Source organism: Sphingobacterium thalpophilum (genome assembly GCF_901482695.1).
In the GTDB taxonomy this organism is placed as follows: domain Bacteria; phylum Bacteroidota; class Bacteroidia; order Sphingobacteriales; family Sphingobacteriaceae; genus Sphingobacterium; species Sphingobacterium thalpophilum.
The window spans coordinates 5,109,294-5,127,522 of sequence record NZ_LR590484.1 but is presented as its reverse complement, the minus strand read 5'-3'; the positions used below and the strand labels follow the sequence as shown (position 1 = coordinate 5,127,522).

Genomic DNA, 18,229 nt, shown 5'->3' with positions numbered 1-18,229 from the left:
ATAGCCGGATTGAACTTTCTGAATTTTTGCTTAATATTCATCATTTTACATCCGCATTGTCTGGTATTTTATGCCTATGATATGTGCCAAATTGTCAATTTCTTTTGCAGGCACTGGATATTAGCCACTGCATTGTCATATCAGAATCACTATATTGCCTGCGGTATCTTTTTAAGAAACCACTAATGTCTTTTGGCATCTCATTGGCCCGTGTTATCATAACGATTGTAGCATGGTAAAGAAATTATTTTTGATTCTGTTGGTGTTTATGCTTGGAGATATTTATTTTTTTCAGGCAGTGAGTACGGTTTTTCGTTCCCAAGTGATACATTCAATTTATTGGTGGGTGGATTTATTACTGGTTGGAGGCGTTTTTATAGTCATTTTTCTACGGCGTTCCGGCCATGATGTACAACATATGGCAGGTGTACTCATCAGTTCTTTTTTAACAGTATTTATCCCCAAGCTACTAGCGCTGCCGGTCCTACTGGCAGAGGATGCCGTGCGGGTTCTAAGAGGCTTTCCAATAAGAAATACCTATATCAGCGAGATGGCATTATTGTGGGCCATGCTGATATTAATACTTATTGTATTTGGTCTAACTAAAGGACGTCATTTCTATCGTGTTCGGCAGCAAATTTTATATTTCCCAGATCTACCGGAGGATTTTGATGGATTTAGAATAACTCAGCTTTCCGATATCCATTCTGGCAGTTTATCCAATGTGAAAGCCGTAAAGCGAGGAATTGATCTAGTAAATGCACAGCGAAGTGATCTCGTTTTGTTTACTGGCGACCTGGTAAACAACAAAGCGTCGGAAATGGAACCTTGGATATCGGATTTTGGGGTACTGCAAGCGCCGTTTGGCAAATTCTCTGTACTGGGTAACCATGATTATGGAGATTACGTCAGATGGGAGAATGCTGATAGTAAGGCCTTGAATCTCCTTCGATTAAAAGACATCCATCATGAGATGGGCTTTCGTTTGCTTACGAATGAGTCCATTACCATCCAGAAAGGCTCAGATAGTATTTCACTAATCGGAGTTGAAAATTGGGGTAAGGGAGGCTTCCATCAATACGGAGATCTCGACAAGGCGACCGCCAGACTCCCGAAAGATTCCTTTAAGATCTTGATGTCGCACGATCCTTCGCATTGGGAGCAGGTGACCTTAAATCACCACACTCATGTACATCTTACATTTGCTGGTCACACACACGGCATGCAATTCGGAATAGAATTATTTGGATTCAAATGGAGCCCTATCCAATATTTCTATGAACAGTGGGCCGGCTTATATCATAAGGACGGTAAATATCTCTATGTTAATCGAGGGTTCGGCTATCATGGATTAAAGGGAAGAATCGGCATATGGCCGGAAATCACAGTCATCACGCTTAAGAGGTCGGATCAACAACTGTAGACAGCATTCTTTTTCTCACTGCATAGTACATGTGCAAAAAGCAGGAGCTTAAATGATATCAAAAATCAGAATTATCCTGAACAAGTTGTCATCAACACAATAGCACATACCACTAGTAGTATAATTACGGTTGTTGTATATGGTGTCCTTCTCATAATGTTGTATTTTATTTCTTAATAGTTTACATGTATTTAAAGTACAAAAGTCATGCCTTGTGGCAAAAAATTTAGAGAGGTGTATAAAATTGTAGCGTGAAATCTACAGCCCAATGCTTGTCTGATAATACCTGCATAGCTATCATTTTGGTGCACTTTTTGTGTATAGCCTCGAGTAAATAGTAATTATATCAATATGAAATTTCCTTATTTAGGTGTAGGTCTATCAGTGGTTTTGGCCGTAGCAATGAGCAATGATATCGCCTTTGCAGGTCAGTTTTCAAATGTTTCTTATCAGCACGGGCAGGTAGCTTCTGATTCATTAAAGGTTGAAAATTTAGCGACAGCGCTTAAGAAGCTGAAACCTATAGTCCCCGAGGCTTTCAAAGCTAAGTTAAAAAAAGAAATCAATGGGTTTAAGCTAACCGAAGCTGAAGCGTTTGAAGATGCGGAGACAGGTTCATTTGCCAATGCGAATTATGTAAAGGGATCGCAAAATATTTATCTGATGATTACAGACGGCGCCGGACCAGGTTCAGAACAGGTAAAGGGCAACCTATTGAATTATCTGGCGCTTAAGGAGTTTGAGGAACCTGAAAACAAGTCCAAGATTAAGAACTATAAAGGCTGGCCCGTGTTATTTGACTGGAGCATGTTTGAAAACGATGGGCTCACAACTATTCAATATGTGGAGGGCGATCGTTACGCCGTAATATCATCGGCAAACAATGTTCCCATAGAAGAACTAGAGCAATTCTTGAACGGTTTTAGCTTATAAAGATCGAAAATGGAGGGCTGCCACAACGTTGTTGGCTAGCTTTCCATTTGTTGCTGCTAGGCTATAATAGAAAAATTTCCGATTAGATCAAAAGATGTGATATGGTAATCATCTCCAAAAAATAAGCCATTGATGTAATGTTGAATTGGATAGAAGAGGTCAATAGGAACATCATTATAGAACGTCTTAAAGTCATTCGGTACAGAATATAGGTGGCTATATTGTCCTTTTCCCAGGCTGATTCCCCCGATTCTTCGTAAGTAACCCGTAATCTTGTGGCGCACGGAATCCCCATATTTATCAGCTGTTTCCAGGAAATAATCTTCCACATAAAAGTTCCGGATATCCTGTAGCTTAATAGCGGTACCGCGTTGGGGCTTAATACGCCGGGAGTAGGATACATCAGCCAATATACAGATGACCTTTTTAACATTGGAAACATCAATAAAATAACCGGCATCAACTTTCAAATGTCTACTATCTTTATAGACACCAAGAATCATTTCGTTTATCTCCCGGTCGGAGTAATCCATGATATTCGAGGATCTCCCAAACTTTTCATATTCAAGGCCGCTATCGCTGGAATTTTTTCGTATCCTATTTAGCTCATACCGTTGAAAAGTTTTGATTTTTTCCATATATTATCTTCTTCTTGCCTTTGGAGGATTAAAGATAAACCTAAAACTTTGTTTTCAATCGCCCTCTTGCCAGATAAATGTAATTTGAATCGAATCTAATTTAACGGAGAAGCTAATTGCTTGTTTTGAAGCTTATTGGCAGTTACAGAGGATAGTAGTCCTAAGATAGGTGAGACATGTTGTCGTTCTGCAAAAGGGCAGATCGTCTATTATTCCCAATAGCTATCTTATTATTTGCTCTTCAATCCCGTCGTTATCTTGACAAGGAGAAGGTTGAACATTTTTAACTCGTCTTTGGTTAAGAAACCCGACACTTTTTTTGTGACGCCTTCTCTAAAATCTTCAGAATTGTTAATAATAAATTTGCCTGTTTCACTGACAATTAAATGAAAAGACCTGCGGTCGGTATCTGATTGTTGCTGTTTAATTAAACCTTTTTCTACAAGAAATTTAAGTTGTTTGGAAATCGCCGCCTGACTGACATTAAAGGCAGTAGCAAGCTGCTTTCCTGTCGCCGGCTGATTTCTATAAATGTACTCAATGATATTATAGTGCGTAGCTGTAACACCGTTGATGTTCCCTTTGTTCATATTAGCCAATATGTAACACTGGAGGTCAGTGAATGCCCGATAGAAATCTTTTTCAATTTTATTCATAAAACCATTAAACACTTAACTTTGTTAAGTATTATATTTAACTATGTTAATCATTTGTAAAGTTAGCTAAAATGGATTATATAACAATAGTCAATGCCCGGCAAAATAATCTGAAGAATATTTCTTTAAAAATTCCGAAGAAGAAGATTACTGTTTTTACAGGTGTATCCGGTTCTGGGAAGTCTTCTCTAGTATTCGAAACTATTGGCGCCGAAGCGCAGCGACAGTTTAACGAGACACAGCCCAGTTTTATCCGGACTCGCCTGCAACATGTGGGGATTGCTGATGTGGATAAGATAGACAACTTAAATGTTCCAGTTATCATTAACCAAAAAAGGTTGGGCGGCGGTGCGCGGTCTACGGTAGGTACAGCGACCGATATCTATAGTTCCCTGCGGCTTCTTTTCGCCCGGATAGGCAAACCCTTTGTTGGTTATTCGAATGTGTTTTCTTTTAACAATCCATTGGGTATGTGTTCATTATGTGAAGGGCTCGGTTTTGTCCAGACTGTTAATATCGACACCCTTCTGGACAAAGGACGGTCTTTAAACGAAGGTGCCATTACATTTCCAACGTTCCAACCCGGCGGCTGGCGTCTCACGCGTTATACGCTTTCGGGCTATTTTGACAATGATAAGAAGTTAAGAGATTATAGTGATGCCGAGTGGGAGCTGCTTTTAAATGCGCAAGAACACAAACCGAAGCATCCCCACAAAGAGTGGGGCAAGACGGTCAAATACGAAGGGCTAATTCCCCGGATCGAAAAAGCCTTTCTAAAGAAAGATTCCAAAGAGAATATTGTTCGTAAGGATGCTCTTAAAAACATCGTCATCAAAAAAGCCTGCCCTGCCTGCGCTGGGAAGCGCTTGAATGAGGAAGTGCTTTCGTGCAAGATAAATGGAAAAAATATTGCAGACTGTGCTGCTCTGTCAATCGATGAACTGCTGAAGTTCGTTCAGGAAATTGATGCTATTTCATATCATACACTGCTCGAAGAATTAAAAAGGAAACTGCAGCATATTGTCGATATTGGTCTACAGTACCTGAGCTTGGACCGGCGGACAGATACGCTCTCAGGAGGTGAATCGCAACGGATTAAGATGGTTAGAAACCTGGGAAGCAGTCTTACGGAGATGCTTTATATTTTTGATGAACCAAGTATCGGTCTACATCCCCGGGATATACAGAATATCGTGTCTATCATCAGGCAGATTCGAGATAAAGGTAATACTGTGCTCATTGTTGAGCATGATCCCGATTTAATTAAGATCGCAGACTGGATCATTGATATGGGCCCTGGGTCTGGAAAACATGGTGGAAGTATCATTTATCAAGGAAAATTCTCAGAACTTAAGGGGGCAGAAGGGAAAACAGCGACCTATTTTAGTAAACGTGCTGTGATCAATTCTTTACCGAGAAAAGGTGATGGCTACCTGACTATTTCGCATGCAAGGTTACATAATCTTAAAGATATCCGCGTACATATTCCCCAAAAAGTAATGACCGTGGTCACAGGTGTCGCCGGCTCGGGAAAAAGCACTTTGATCAACAAGTTGCTGCCGGTATTCTATCCACAGACCAAGGTTATCGATCAGTCATCTATCGTTGCTGGGCCGCGGTCAAATTTGTTGACTTACCTCAATTTATCCGATCTCTTGCGAAAGCTTTTTGCACGAACAAATAAGGTATCCGAAAAATTGTTTAGCCGCAATAGCGAGGGTGCCTGCCCACAGTGCAAAGGGGCAGGAATTGAGAGGATTGATCTGGCTTTTATGGACGATATTGAGCAACCCTGTGAAGTCTGTGGTGGTTCAGGATTCTCGCCGAGCGTACTTGGCTATGTTTACAACAGCAAAAATATAGTCGACGTAATGAATATGACCGTCAGTGAAGCGCAGGATTTTTTTCCGACAGAGCCCTTCGCTTCTGCCTTTGGCCGACTATGTAACCTTGGTCTCGAATACCTTAGCTTAGGTCAGCGACTGGACAGTTTCTCGGGTGGAGAAAGGCAGCGCCTTAAGTTGGTCCGTGAAATCGACCGACATGACGGGATCATCGTCCTCGACGAACCGAGTGCGGGATTACACCCAGCTGATGTACAAAGACTTATGGTGTATATCGATATGTTGGTGAGCAACAAAAATACACTCATTGTAGTCGAGCACAACCTGGATATTATCGCCAATGCTGATTGGATTATAGATCTGGGGCCCGGTGCGGGTCAATATGGCGGAAAGCTCTTATATCAAGGCACCGTGATAGACCTGCTAAAATCCGGTTTCTCCATTACCGGTCAGTATTTACGGCAGCATTTGGATCAGGGCTGATGCCTTTAGTCGTGAACAATGCATCCGCATGCCATTCCTGTTGTATACTCCCATAATCTTACAAATCAATTCCTTAATTGTGTAAGGATGGAATGCTCATTTTTGGCCAACTTTGTATAGTAAATAAAATACTACGGATATGGCTACAAATATTTATAAAGACACTGTCTATATACCATTAGAGGATGTAGAAAGCGAACATTGCGCATTAATTGTCGAAAAGGGACTTGCTCATGTGCAGGGTGTGGAAAGCCAGAAAGTTGAGCTCAACAACCGGCGTGCAGCAATTACTGTCAACGACAGCGAAGCTGTGGCTAAGGCTGTAAGAGCGGTGAAGGATCTTGGTTATGGTGTTCCCACCGTGACGAAAACTTTTCCCGTACTCGGGATGACCTGCGCCTCCTGCGCAAGCAGTGCTGAAAGTATGGTTAAGTACGAACCCGGCGTGCTGAATGCTGCGGTCAATTTTGCCACAGGTAACCTAACGGTAGAATATTTGCCGACTATCACAGACAGTATCAAGATTCAGAAAGCCGTGCAAGGAGGAGGTTATGACCTTCTGCTCGAAGACGAGTCAACTCAGCAGGAAACGCTGGAGTCGATCCATGCTGCTAAATTCAAAACACTCAAAACCAAAACGATCTGGGCAGTTATTCTGGCTCTTCCAGTTGTCATTATCGGTATGTTTTTTATGGATATGCCATATGCTAATCTGATCATGTGGCTGTTTTCGACGCCAGTTATCCTGTTACTGGGCAAGGATTTCTTTATCAATGCCTGGAAGCAGGCCAGACACCGATCCGCGAATATGGACACCCTAGTTGCTTTGAGCACAGGTATTGCGTACGTGTTCAGTGTTTTTAATATGCTTTTTGCAGATTTCTGGCACCAGAGAGGTTTGCATGCCCATGTTTATTTTGAAGCTGCAGCTGTCGTTATTGCCTTTATATTGCTTGGTAAATTGCTGGAAGAAAAAGCAAAGGGCAATACGTCTTCCGCTATAAAAAAGCTGATGGGGCTTCAACCCAAAACGGTCGTTATCATAGACGCTGATGGTACTGAACGACAGGTGCCCATTGAAACGGTGAATGCTGGCGACATTATACAAGTCAAGCCGGGCGAAAAAATTGCAGTTGACGGCATGGTGATAGCGGGCAGTTCTTATGTGGACGAAAGCATGCTGAGCGGCGAACCTGTTCCTGTATTGAAAGTGGAAAACGAAAAGGTGTTTGCAGGTACGATCAATCAAAAAGGTAGTTTTCGATTCAAGGCTGTGAAAGTTGGGAAGGAAACCATGTTGGCGCAGATCATCAAGATGGTGCAGGATGCACAGGGCAGTAAGGCTCCAGTACAAAAATTGGTGGATAAAATAGCGGGTATTTTCGTTCCGGTCGTGATCGGTATCGCATTATTTACCTTTGCACTGTGGTTGATATTAGGTGGGCAGAACGGCGTTGTGCAAGGACTTCTCGCCGCTGTTACGGTGTTGGTGATCGCGTGCCCTTGTGCACTTGGGCTGGCGACGCCAACGGCTATTATGGTCGGAGTAGGCAAAGGGGCGGAAAATGGTATTTTGATCAAAGATGCCGAAAGCCTGGAACTTGCCAAACGCGTCAATGCTGTTGTACTGGATAAGACAGGCACAATCACTGAAGGTAGGCCGCAAGTTACAGGCATTCAATGGCTAGACAATAGTGATGCCGCCAAAAATATTTTACTGAGCATAGAAAAGCAATCTGAGCATCCATTAGCAGAGGCCGTAGTCAACCATTTTAGTGCCGCCGATACTGTTGCTGTCAATCAGTTTGAAAGTATTACAGGGCAAGGAGCCAAGGCCTCTTTTGACGGAGAATATTATTATGTCGGTAACGGAAAGCTCCTTGCTGAATACAAAATTCATATTGCAAAGCAATTGGCTCAACAGGCAGAGTTGTGGGGTGCAGAATCAAAAACAGTCATCTGGTTTGCTAACAGTCGGGAGGCGCTGGCAGTCATTGCCATCTCTGACACGATAAAGAAGAGTTCTGTTCGGGCGATTCAGGAAATGCAGTCCATGGGTATAGAACTATACATGCTGACGGGGGACAATGAAACAACAGCCCGAGCAATTGCAGAACAAACCGGTATGAAACATTATAAAGCGGAGGTGATGCCACAGCATAAAGCTGCGTTTGTCCGCGAACTTCAGCAACAAGGAAAGGTAGTCGCCATGGTGGGAGATGGTATTAATGACAGTACAGCCTTGGCTACTGCCGACGTAAGCATTGCGATGGGAAAGGGAAGCGATATTGCTATGGATGTGGCCAAGATGACCATTATTTCTTCGGATCTAACCAAAATTCCACAAGCCATCCGTTTGTCGAAACAAACAGTGGCTACGATCAAGCAAAATTTGTTCTGGGCCTTTATCTACAACGTGATCGGTATTCCTGTAGCAGCCGGTATTCTTTATCCAATCAACGGATTTTTATTGAATCCGATGATTGCCGGAGCAGCGATGGCTTTAAGTAGTGTAAGTGTCGTAAGCAACAGTTTACGTTTGAAATGGAAAAAGTAGTAATTTATAAAAGATAATACATTAATAACATTAAAATTCAAAACATGGAAAACAAAAATATTCAATTTAGAACAAACCTCAATTGCAGTGGATGTGTATCGAAAGTAAGTGCCGATCTTGATCAAGCAGACGGCATTTGCGAATGGAACGTAGATACAGCAAGCAACGAGAAAATACTTACGGTGAAATCCAATGGTATAACAGAAAATGAGGTCATTGCCATTATCAAAAAGAAAGGCTTTAATGCAGAAGTGGTCTCTAAGTAGTCCACAATAGTAGAAAGTGGCGGGCAGACACGAGCTTATGCAATAGTTCAGTATCTGCCTGTATTTTTTGTACAGATTCGTACGGGTGTTTTATCAATGACAACTTGCAGGCAAACGTAAATAACCTTATTTTAGCAGAATAGGGGCTGTGACATCCCGAGATATTTGGTCATGTACTAACTTTGCTGATGAGTATAGGGGGCAGCTAAACATTGCTCTCATGTTTATCGAAAGAACATTGGGAAGTATCAAGTCGATAAATTAGCAGGGCAGCCGTCACAGTCTGTAAACATTATCATTGTTCACTATGCAAATAAAATTTAACCAGTTAGCAACACAGTTAGGTGCGCTGATCATTGCAGCCAGTAGCTTGGCTGCTTGTGAAAATCGGCAAAAAGCCGGCGAGACGAAAGTGCCGGAGCAGCAAGAGATTGCCACAGAGACAACGGTGGCAGAAACGGGCAAAGTTGCGTTCAGAGACCAGAAAGGACAGGTTGTGACATTGGACTCGCTGAAAGGTAAAGTGGTATTTATCAATTTCTGGGCAACTTGGTGTCCACCATGCATTCACGAAATGCCTTCTATTAACAGTCTGTGGAGTACTTTTAAAGGGAATCAACACATCGAATTTTTAATGGTAGACGTGGACAACGATATAGAAAAATCCGCTGCATTTTTTAAAGAAAATAGTTACGATCTGCCATTGTACACACCATCCGGCGATATTCCGCCAGAGTTTTTGGGCGCGTCCATTCCTACGACTGTGATATTGGATAAAAATGGGCAGATCGTTGAACGGCTCGAAGGTAGCAGAGATTATGCTGCACCGGAGATTACAAAGGCTTTAGAAGAGCTGATTAATGCGAATTGACCCTCAGAGATATCCTGCATCTCAGTCCAGATCTTTAGGATGGTGTTTCTATGGGAGGCAATCACCATGTTTAGGACAGTGCCGCCACCGCTTCCTTTATCAATGCTGTAATTTCGTCTGCATGTGAAACTAGGGACGCATGGCTGGCATCTAGATGGATAGTTTTTTTTGCCTGTATCCGCTCTGCCATTTCCTTTTGTGTCGCAGGAGGTATCATGCGGTCATTGTCAGAAACCTGATACCAGCTGGGCTTTGATTTCCAGGCTGGCTTGCCTGCTTTTGCCGCAAAGATGCTACCGTGAGTTGGTTTTTGTGCCAGAGCCATGACCAAGGCTTCGTCCTCATCTAGATCATGAGCAAAGCTTTCCCAGAATTTCTCGTAACTGATCCATTGAAATCCCTTTCTGTCCGGAATGATGTTAAAGAGGCCGGAAGGCTGTTTCCTGCGTGCCAGTAGATCCATCAGGCTTTCACCTTCGTCAGGTGCAAAAGCTGCGATATAGACTAATGCAGCAACTTTTTCATGATTTCCTGCAGCTGATATAACCGCTCCACCATAGGAATGTCCTACCAAAATGACAGGACCTTCCTGCATATTAATCAGGTCGCTTGTTTTTTGAATATCATCAACAATGGAAGTCAATGGATTTTGTACGCTTCGAACCTTGTATCCTTCATGATGTAACTTTTGGATGACATAACGCCAATGAGAACCATCTCCCCAAGCTCCGTGTACTAAAATAATTGTTGTAGCCTCATTACCCATCATATTAAAGTTTATTGACCAATTATATCGTTAAGTTACCATAAAAAATGTAAGTGCTGCAAATAATTTTCAGTAATATGCCAAAAAGTTAAATGGATTCGTCTATGAAATGTCAATGTTCGTATAAAAGTAATAAATCATCGGTTTAATTGCTGTATCTTTAGTCAGATCGTTACTTTTTAATAATAGATGCTATGTGATCAGTCTTTCCAGTTTGTGATACAGAGACTGATAAGAGAAAATACAGTACTTTTTATGCCAGTGAATAAAAAAATAAAAACAATTTTAGCTTGTGGCGTTGCGTCAGCAACGTTATTTCCAAACAATACAATGGCTCAAGTGGGCTTAGGTGTGAGGGCAGGGGGGAATCTGTCCAGTACCAATGGAACAGGATTTTATTCCAGTAAACGAATTGGCTATCAGCTAGGCGGTCATGTAAATTATCATTTTAACAAGAATCTGGCATTACAGGCCGAGCCTGCCTATAATTTGGTTCGGATCCGCAACAATGAGACGACCGCCCAACGCGAGCATGGTATTGGTGCTGGTACAAGAAAGCTTGAGTATATAAACGTGCCACTGTATCTAAAAATAAGTTTTACGAGTACGGTTGCGATCATGGGAGGACTCGATTTTAACTTTCTACTCAATGACGACCGTTACCAATTGAATAATGGAGCGAATGCGTTTCGTAGCAAACCCAGAACAGGGTATAGCCTGGGCGCAGAAATAGGGGGTGTGTACTTTCGGTATCGAAAGTTTAACCGGACAAATAACATTGTTGATAATTGGACCGCAGATATTGAGCAATACCAGCTTGGGTACAAGTTTGATCTATTTTAGTTCAGACTGCGTTAAGCCGCATGTATACTGCTGCCATCCATGATTTTGAACTAAAAATGATGTAACAGTTATGACAAGAGAGTGCCATCCCTTGGAGTTGGGATGGCTTTAATCTATAAGCTGTCTTCGGCTTGGAGCATTTCTATCTGCCACCGGATATGCTCTGCTTTAATTGGAAAAGGCACGTCAGCATAAAGGTTATCATAAATCGCTTCAAACAGGAGATTATAATCTCCTTTAGGCGATTGGGGATAAGAGATCTTTCTCTCGTTGTTACTGTCTACCACAACAAGCTTTCCTTCACTACCTTTCGGTTCTCTACCATATAACGCTGTGTCAGGGAGCATACCGTCCATCAGCTGTTGTTCTTGTACATCAGCCATCGTTTTAATGAAACTTCCTTTGGTGCCATGGAGTACAAACGCTGGTAAGGGTTCGGCAACAGCGAGGCTTCCCGTGAGAAAAACATTGAGATTATTTGGATAACGTAGATGGTAATGAAAATAATCGGCCACCTGCGAGCCAGGTCTATTGACAGTAGTGGTTTTACTGAACTTCAGCGGGCGGCCGAATAGAGAAATTGCTTGGTCTATAAGATGTGGACCTAGGTCATAGGTAAGACCACTTGAAAGATACTGATTATTTTCCTTGAAATATTTTTGTCCCAGTTCGATTTTATAACGGTCAAACCGAAAATGTACTTCAGTCAATTTACCGAGGTCACCGCGCTCCACGACATTTTTGACTTCCAGAAAATGACTGTCAAAGCGTCTGTTCTGATAAAAGAAAACCCGCTTCCCGGTATCTTTACTAACTGCCATAAGTTTTTCGAACTGTAACAGGTCTTCTACTGCGGGCTTTTCAAGCAGGACATGCTTGCCTGCGTGAAGGGCTGCGGTGGCATACTCAAAATGTGTATGGTTTGGCGTGTTTACAATTACGAGTTCAATAGAGTCATCAGCCAGTAGCTCCATAACAGTATCATAGCTTTTTATTGCCGGATAAAGCTGATGAGCTGCTTTTGTAGATCGCTCAACTACAGCAACAAGATTAAAATGCGGATTAATGTGGATAAAGGGCGCGTGGAAGACTCTCCCCGACATGCCAAAGCTTAAGATTCCTGTGTTGATTGTTTTATTGCTCATTGTCATGATAAGTTTAAAATAGCATCAAACATCATAGTACGCTATGCTGAACCATGCTTCTGTCAGCTAAATCATAATGTTGATTCCTGTAAATATAAGATATCTGATTAAAATACCAAGACCATATATAACTGTTTGGTCAATATGTCAATATAGATATTGGGTGATTTCTTTTTCACATCATGTCGTGTACCGCAGCTATTGTTGTAAGTGCTAAAAATTGAGTCAGTGGACGCTGATGGAAGGAAGGCACTCATTGGCTGAACATGAGGCACATCCAGCTCTGAAAAAACAAAAGGCAAACCAATTTTGGTCTGCCTTTTGGGTAAGTAATCGGGCTCGAACCGACGACCCCTAGAACCACAATCTAGTGCTCTAACCAACTGAGCTATACCTACCGTGATTTTGATGATACAAAAGTACGATTAAACCTGTTTCTATCCAAATTTTTGAATCAAAAAAGAGTCTTTACCCGCCAACTAAGTGAAGATTAGTTTATTAAAATTTAATAAAAAACCGCAGTTGAAACACTTGGTTCCAACTAAAAGTGGGGGCAAAACCACGAGGTAACTCGGGGTATGGTGCAAACGAAAAAGGTGAATATCCACACAGATATCCACCTTTTTCGTTTGCACCATACTGGGTGTTAAATCATTTCGACACTTCGTTTAACGAAGGAAGTTAAATCCGCTCCGGAAAGAAGTCCTCTAGATAATAGAGCCAGATCGAATGCTTGTTTTGCCAGTTTAGATCCCTCTTCCTCAGAAGCAGAAAGAATCCGCTTAATCAACGGGTGGTTTCCATTGACTGTAACTTTGTAATTGTCAGGTAGCGTACCGTAAAAGTTCATGCCACCACCAGTTTTTGCCATATCTTTCATACGGCGCATAAATTCATCGATCGTGACGGATACAGGTAAGTCCGTTTCATGGAGTGCGCCGACTTCCACCTTCATATCCTGACGCGAAATGGCTTTCTCGAAAACTTCAAGTGCCTTTTTTGATTCATCTTCGGACAGTGACAGCTCTACCTTGTCATCCTTTTGGATAAGTTTATCGATGACGTCGGCGTCAACACGTTTCAATTGCACTTTTTCACCACCTTTCTGCTCCAAATAGGAAGCAAAGTGGGTGTCAAGCGGTCCGTCAAGTACCAGTACATCGTAGCCCTTGTTCAGAGCAGTCTGGATAAAACCATCTTGCTGTGCAGGATCGTGGGTGTACAGGTAAACGATATTACCATCTTTATCTGATTGAATATCTTTTACTTTTTCGTAGTATTCTTTGATGGTATAACTTTGGCCGGCCGTGCTTTTGAGTAAGCAGAAGTCATTTGCTTTTTCAGCAAATTTCTCGTCGCTCAACATGCCATATTTAATAAATAAGCCTATATCTGTCCATTTTTCCTCAAAGCCTGGACGATCAGATTTGAAAATTTCATTTAATTTGTCCGCGACTTTCTTTGTGATATAGCTGTTGATTTTCTTCACGTTGCTGTCCGCTTGCAGAAACGAGCGGGATACGTTCAACGGAATATCCGGGGAGTCGATGACGCCGTGAAGTAACATCAGGAATTCAGGCACGATATCTTTTACCTCATCCGTAATGAATACCTGCCTTGAATACAATTTGATCTTGTTCCGCTGAATTTCAAGCTCGTTTTTTACTTTAGGGAAGTAAAGGATCCCTGTCAGATTAAAAGGATAATCAACATTCAGGTGAATCCAGAATAATGGCTCATCCATCGAATAAGGATACAATTCACGGTAGAAGGCTAAGTAATCCTCATCTTTCAGTTCAGAAGGTGATTTTGTCCAAGCTGGATTGGTGTTGTTGATGATGTTGTCAACTTCAACAGATTTGTATTTGGGTTTACCTTCTTCATCTTCTCCATCGGGCTCAGAAGTTGTTTTTGTACCGAATCTGATGGGGATAGGGAGGAATTTGGCGTACTTGTCCAAAATATCCTGCAGACGGGACTGATTTAAAAATTCGGTTGACTCGTCGTTGATATGCAAAATGACATCTGTACCGCGGGTGGTGCGTGTTCCTGTTGATATCTCATATGAGGTACTTCCATCACAGGTCCAATGCGCAGGTTCGGCGCCATCCTGATAAGAAAGTGATTGGATTTCTACGGTATCCGCTACCATAAATGCTGAATAGAATCCTAAACCAAAGCGGCCGATAATTTCATTGGCATCGTTGGCTTCTTTGAATTTTTCCATAAATTCAGTAGCTCCGGAAAATGCGATCTGATTGATATACTTTTTGATCTCTTCAGCCGTCATACCTATACCGTTATCCGATATGGTAATCGTTTTGGCTGCTTCATCAAATTTGACATCAACGATCAGCTCTCCAGTTTCACCACTGTATTGGCCAAGAGACGCTAGACGTTTTATTTTCTGTGATGCATCGACAGCGTTGGATACCAGCTCACGCAAGAAAATTTCATTATCAGAGTACAAGAATTTTTTGATGACGGGAAATATGTTCTCCGTATGGATTGAAATACTACCTTTTTCTGGATTCATAATTTGTATATCGAATTTTTAATTTTTAATATTTTGGTAGTACCTGCACAATCGTTGTTCCAAACGGCTTGGATAGGACAGGATGGCAGAACAGGTGTTCATTTTGTCATAGTTATGTAAGCGAGCTGACTTCGCTGCAATTATTAACTGTCATTAGCTCGCCCATTGATTCTGCCCTTAGTTCAACTCAGGGCTTTTCGGAAAATTAGCAACATGGGCATATTTGGGGCCCAACCCAATAACGGCGTCTTTCCAAAGGAGTTCACCATCTCCCTCAAAGATAATCTCCTGACGATATTTGTTTTGCACAGCCCAGCTATTTTCCTGAAGTTCACGAGCCAGCTGGCCAGAAGCCCAGCCCGAGTAGCCTATAAAAAATTTGAGTTCACTATGCTGAATGCTATGAGACCGCAGGGCATCGATCAGTTTATCCTCATCGCCACCAAAATAAATTCCGGGCGCGACTTCTTCGCCGCTGAGTAAAAGGTCAAAACGACTGTGTACAAAAAATAAGCTCTCTTGGGCTACAGGGCCCCCGAGATAGATCGGGAAATCGCAGTCGGGTACCGTTGTCAGCAGTTGACCGATACGTACATTGGTTTTAGTATTTAAGACAAAGCCCAGACATCCTTCGTCGTTGTAGTCGCAGAGTAAAATGACTGACCGTAGGAAACGCGGATCAAGCATAAATGGTTCGGAGATCAGTAAGCTGCCTTTTTGTGGATCTAATTCGTTAAACATATGGTCAAGATTTAGTTTTTTATATAAATTACTTCTACTACTTATGATATGCGAGATCTATGCCAAAAAAAAGCTTTTCGTCAATTTCTACTAGGTTTATAGAGAAAAAGCAATGATTTTAGTAAGTTTGTAGGAAAAAAAGAGATTTCTATGTCCATTCAACATAAAGATATTGCTGCGATCCGACAGGATTATGTATTGGGTAATCTTTCGGAGTCTGATGTGGACCACGACCCAGTCCGACAGTTTAAAAGATGGTTTGATGAGGCGGTTCACAGTGAAGTAATCGAACCAAACGCCATGGTATTATCCACAGTGTCTGCTCATCATATGCCCTCATCGCGTGTTGTTCTAATGAAAGACATTGTCGATGAAGGTCTGGTTTTTTTTACCAATTACGAGAGCCGAAAAGGCGAAGAGATGCGGGCCAACCCACATGCGTCCCTACTATTCTTTTGGCCTGAACTGCAACGACAGGTACGAATAGAAGGTGTGATTGACTTTGTTAACGAGTCTGACTCAGAGGAGTACTTTCAGTCTCGCCCCAAGGGTAGTCGTCTTGGTGCAATTGCGTCGCCGCAAAGCCAGGAAATTCCCAACCGGCATTATTTGGAAGTGAAGGTCGAGGAGCTTGCGCGACAGTATGAGGATAGCGATTTTGTTCCCAGGCCTATACACTGGGGTGGCTACCTACTGAAGCCGATCTATTTTGAGTTTTGGCAAGGGCGCGCAAGCCGCTTGCACGATCGCATTGTTTATAAAAAAATAGCAGATTCTTGGAAAATCACACGCTTAGCACCCTAACATGACTTTTGACGAAATAAAATCCAAGCTTGTTGCAGCGTTCGGGCCTGCAGTAGTGCTTCGGGAAGAGACCTCAGGCTTGCAACCCGCTTTGTTCATTAGTTGTGAACATCTGGTTGATATCTGTCACTTCTTGCGGGACACGGAAGGCCTATATTTTGATTTTTTGAGTAACCTTTCCGCTGTAGATTATATAGACCATTTCACTGTTGTATATCATCTCAACTCGCTACCCTATCGGCATACGCTCGTGCTGAAAGTCGAATTGCTTGCTGCAAATCGTTCGTTAGACGAGCTACCGGAAATCCCCTCGGTAACGTCAGTATGGCGTACAGCAGACTGGCATGAACGGGAAGCCTTTGATCTCATGGGCATCTATTTCGATGGACATCCTGATCTGAGGAGAATACTTATGCCAGATGATTGGGAAGGGCATCCCTTACGTAAAGATTATAAGGATGCTGAAAAATATCATGGAATTAACATTAATTAAAGCGAATGGCTAATCCAAAATATAGAACGGCATTGGACCGTTACGAAAAGCATCTGACCGATATTTCAAGCCAGGAAATGGTCTTAAACATGGGGCCTCAACATCCATCTACGCATGGCGTATTGCGGTTGCAGTTGATTACTGATGGCGAGGTGGTGAAGGAGGTCGTGCCCCATCTCGGATACCTGCATCGCTGTTTTGATAAACATGCAGAGTCTTTAAACTACGGAAAGACGATTCCTTTTACCGATCGGCTGGACTATCTGGCTTCGATGAATAATAGCCATGCTTTTGTGATGGGTGTAGAACGCATGCTGGGACTGGACAGCAAAATTCCGAAGCGAATTGAGTATATACGGGTACTGGTCTGCGAACTTAATCGAATCGCATCACACCTTATTGCAATAGGGACTTACGGCATCGATATAGGAGCCACGACACCTTTTCTTTGGTGTTTTAGGGATAGGGAACATATTATGAATATGCTGGAGTGGGCGTCAGGCTCGCGGATGCTATACAATTATATCTGGGTAGGTGGCCTGTTTTATGACCTGCCTGTGGGCTTTGAAAACAGGTGTATGGAGTTTGTCCGTTACTTTAAGCCTAAATTGGTGGAGCTGGACGAAATACTCACTTCAAATCAGATTTTTATATCCCGAACGGCAAATATTGGCGTTCTCCCACCAGAGGTAGCCATTAATTACGGGGTGTCAGGTCCTATGCTACGCGCGTCAGGTATCAAATGGGATTTGAGACGTATCGATGCTTACTCTGTCTATCCGGAGATAGAATTTGACATTCCGATCGGTAAGGGGGAGATGGGGACTATAGGAGACTGTTGGGATCGGTATAAAGTCCGTGTGGATGAAGTCAAAGAATCGGTCCGAATTGTGGAGCAATGCTTAGAACGTCTGCAAAAAGAATATGCGCGCACTCCCGATTTTGATCCTCGGGCGCTGGTTCCTAAAAAAGTCAATCTGAAGGCACAGGACTATTACATACGTGCGGAAAACCCCAAGGGTGAACTTGGCTTCTATTTCGTGACAAAAGAGAAATCGGATATCCCTTTGCGGGTAAAATCCCGGGGACCGAGTTTCAATAACCTGTCTGTCATTTCTGAACTCGGCAAAGGGGTTTTAATTGCGGATTTGATTGCTATCTTAGGATCGATTGATATCGTGTTGGGGGAGGTGGACCGTTAATTTTTGCGGATGTGTGCATGGTTTACAA

16 protein-coding genes and 1 tRNA gene are annotated in these 18,229 nt (G+C 42.4%); 10 read left to right on the top strand and 7 right to left on the bottom strand.

The features are described from left to right. Positions 1–232: 232 nt before the first annotated feature. Together FGL37_RS21620 and FGL37_RS21615 are read left to right on the top strand one after the other, a co-directional pair. Complete coding sequence (locus FGL37_RS21620) at positions 233–1,423, top strand: metallophosphoesterase (RefSeq protein ID WP_028070298.1); 1,191 nt, start codon at positions 233–235, stop codon at positions 1,421–1,423. 351 nt (positions 1,424–1,774) lie between these two features. Continuing rightward, the gene (locus FGL37_RS21615; RefSeq protein WP_028070299.1) at positions 1,775–2,356 is read left to right on the top strand and encodes a hypothetical protein; all 582 of its coding nucleotides are present in this window, start codon (positions 1,775–1,777) and stop codon (positions 2,354–2,356) included. Between the two features lie 56 nt (positions 2,357–2,412). On the opposite strand, the gene FGL37_RS21610 is transcribed toward FGL37_RS21615, so the two are convergent. Then, positions 2,413–2,994: a hypothetical protein gene (locus tag FGL37_RS21610; protein ID WP_028070300.1), complete on the bottom strand. Its 582-nt coding sequence runs from the start codon at positions 2,992–2,994 to the stop codon at positions 2,413–2,415. Positions 2,995–3,224: 230 nt separating this feature from the next. Then, a complete protein-coding gene (locus FGL37_RS21605) occupies positions 3,225–3,650 on the bottom strand; it encodes a MarR family winged helix-turn-helix transcriptional regulator (RefSeq protein ID WP_028070301.1) in 426 nt (141 codons plus the stop codon). 71 nt (positions 3,651–3,721) lie between these two features. Here FGL37_RS21605 and FGL37_RS21600 point away from each other — a divergent pair, with 71 nt between their 5' ends. The 4 genes from FGL37_RS21600 to FGL37_RS21585 all read left to right on the top strand — a co-directional run bounded on the left by FGL37_RS21600 (position 3,722) and on the right by FGL37_RS21585 (position 9,671). After that, positions 3,722–5,977: an ATP-binding cassette domain-containing protein gene (locus FGL37_RS21600; RefSeq protein ID WP_028070302.1), complete on the top strand. Its 2,256-nt coding sequence runs from the start codon at positions 3,722–3,724 to the stop codon at positions 5,975–5,977. A 139-nt stretch (positions 5,978–6,116) separates the two neighbouring features. Further along, entirely contained in the window at positions 6,117–8,534 is a 2,418-nt protein-coding gene (locus FGL37_RS21595; protein ID WP_028070303.1) for a heavy metal translocating P-type ATPase, read from the top strand. 44 nt (positions 8,535–8,578) lie between these two features. After that, positions 8,579–8,800 (top strand): heavy-metal-associated domain-containing protein, encoded by a 222-nt coding sequence (locus tag FGL37_RS21590; RefSeq protein WP_028070304.1) that lies wholly within the window; start codon positions 8,579–8,581, stop codon positions 8,798–8,800. Between the two features lie 307 nt (positions 8,801–9,107). Continuing rightward, the gene (locus FGL37_RS21585) at positions 9,108–9,671 is read left to right on the top strand and encodes a TlpA family protein disulfide reductase (RefSeq protein ID WP_028070305.1); all 564 of its coding nucleotides are present in this window, start codon (positions 9,108–9,110) and stop codon (positions 9,669–9,671) included. A gap of 70 nt (positions 9,672–9,741) precedes the next feature. Here the strand turns inward: FGL37_RS21585 and FGL37_RS21580 are convergent, their stop codons facing one another. Further along, positions 9,742–10,440 carry an alpha/beta fold hydrolase gene (locus FGL37_RS21580; protein WP_232048758.1) on the bottom strand — a complete coding sequence of 233 codons (699 nt, stop codon included), beginning with the start codon at positions 10,438–10,440 and terminating at the stop codon, positions 9,742–9,744. 252 nt (positions 10,441–10,692) lie between these two features. Between FGL37_RS21580 and FGL37_RS21575 the strand changes: the two genes are divergently transcribed. Beyond that, entirely contained in the window at positions 10,693–11,280 is a 588-nt protein-coding gene (locus FGL37_RS21575; RefSeq protein WP_160169496.1) for an outer membrane beta-barrel protein, read from the top strand. 113 nt (positions 11,281–11,393) lie between these two features. Here FGL37_RS21575 and FGL37_RS21570 read toward each other — a convergent pair whose 3' ends face one another. From FGL37_RS21570 to FGL37_RS21555, 4 genes are all read right to left on the bottom strand, one after another. After that, complete coding sequence (locus FGL37_RS21570) at positions 11,394–12,425, bottom strand: Gfo/Idh/MocA family protein (RefSeq protein WP_028070308.1); 1,032 nt, start codon at positions 12,423–12,425, stop codon at positions 11,394–11,396. Between the two features lie 324 nt (positions 12,426–12,749). Beyond that, positions 12,750–12,823, bottom strand: a tRNA-His gene (locus tag FGL37_RS21565). Positions 12,824–13,071: 248 nt separating this feature from the next. Further along, positions 13,072–14,961, bottom strand: a complete 1,890-nt coding sequence (htpG, locus tag FGL37_RS21560; protein WP_028070309.1) for a molecular chaperone HtpG — start codon at positions 14,959–14,961, stop codon at positions 13,072–13,074. Positions 14,962–15,138: 177 nt separating this feature from the next. Continuing rightward, the gene (locus FGL37_RS21555; protein WP_028070310.1) at positions 15,139–15,702 is read right to left on the bottom strand and encodes a YqgE/AlgH family protein; all 564 of its coding nucleotides are present in this window, start codon (positions 15,700–15,702) and stop codon (positions 15,139–15,141) included. 150 nt (positions 15,703–15,852) lie between these two features. On the opposite strand from FGL37_RS21555, the gene pdxH reads away from it, so the two are divergent. From pdxH to FGL37_RS21540, 3 genes are read left to right on the top strand one after another with little or no spacing between them, the layout of a single operon-like run. Next, entirely contained in the window at positions 15,853–16,506 is a 654-nt protein-coding gene (pdxH, locus tag FGL37_RS21550; RefSeq protein WP_028070311.1) for a pyridoxamine 5'-phosphate oxidase, read from the top strand. Between the two features lies 1 nt (position 16,507). Continuing rightward, positions 16,508–16,999 (top strand): NADH-quinone oxidoreductase subunit C, encoded by a 492-nt coding sequence (locus FGL37_RS21545; protein WP_028070312.1) that lies wholly within the window; start codon positions 16,508–16,510, stop codon positions 16,997–16,999. A gap of 5 nt (positions 17,000–17,004) precedes the next feature. After that, on the top strand, positions 17,005–18,201 hold the full coding sequence (locus FGL37_RS21540) for an NADH-quinone oxidoreductase subunit D (protein ID WP_028070313.1): 1,197 nt from the start codon (positions 17,005–17,007) through the stop codon (positions 18,199–18,201). Positions 18,202–18,229: the final 28 nt, after the last annotated feature.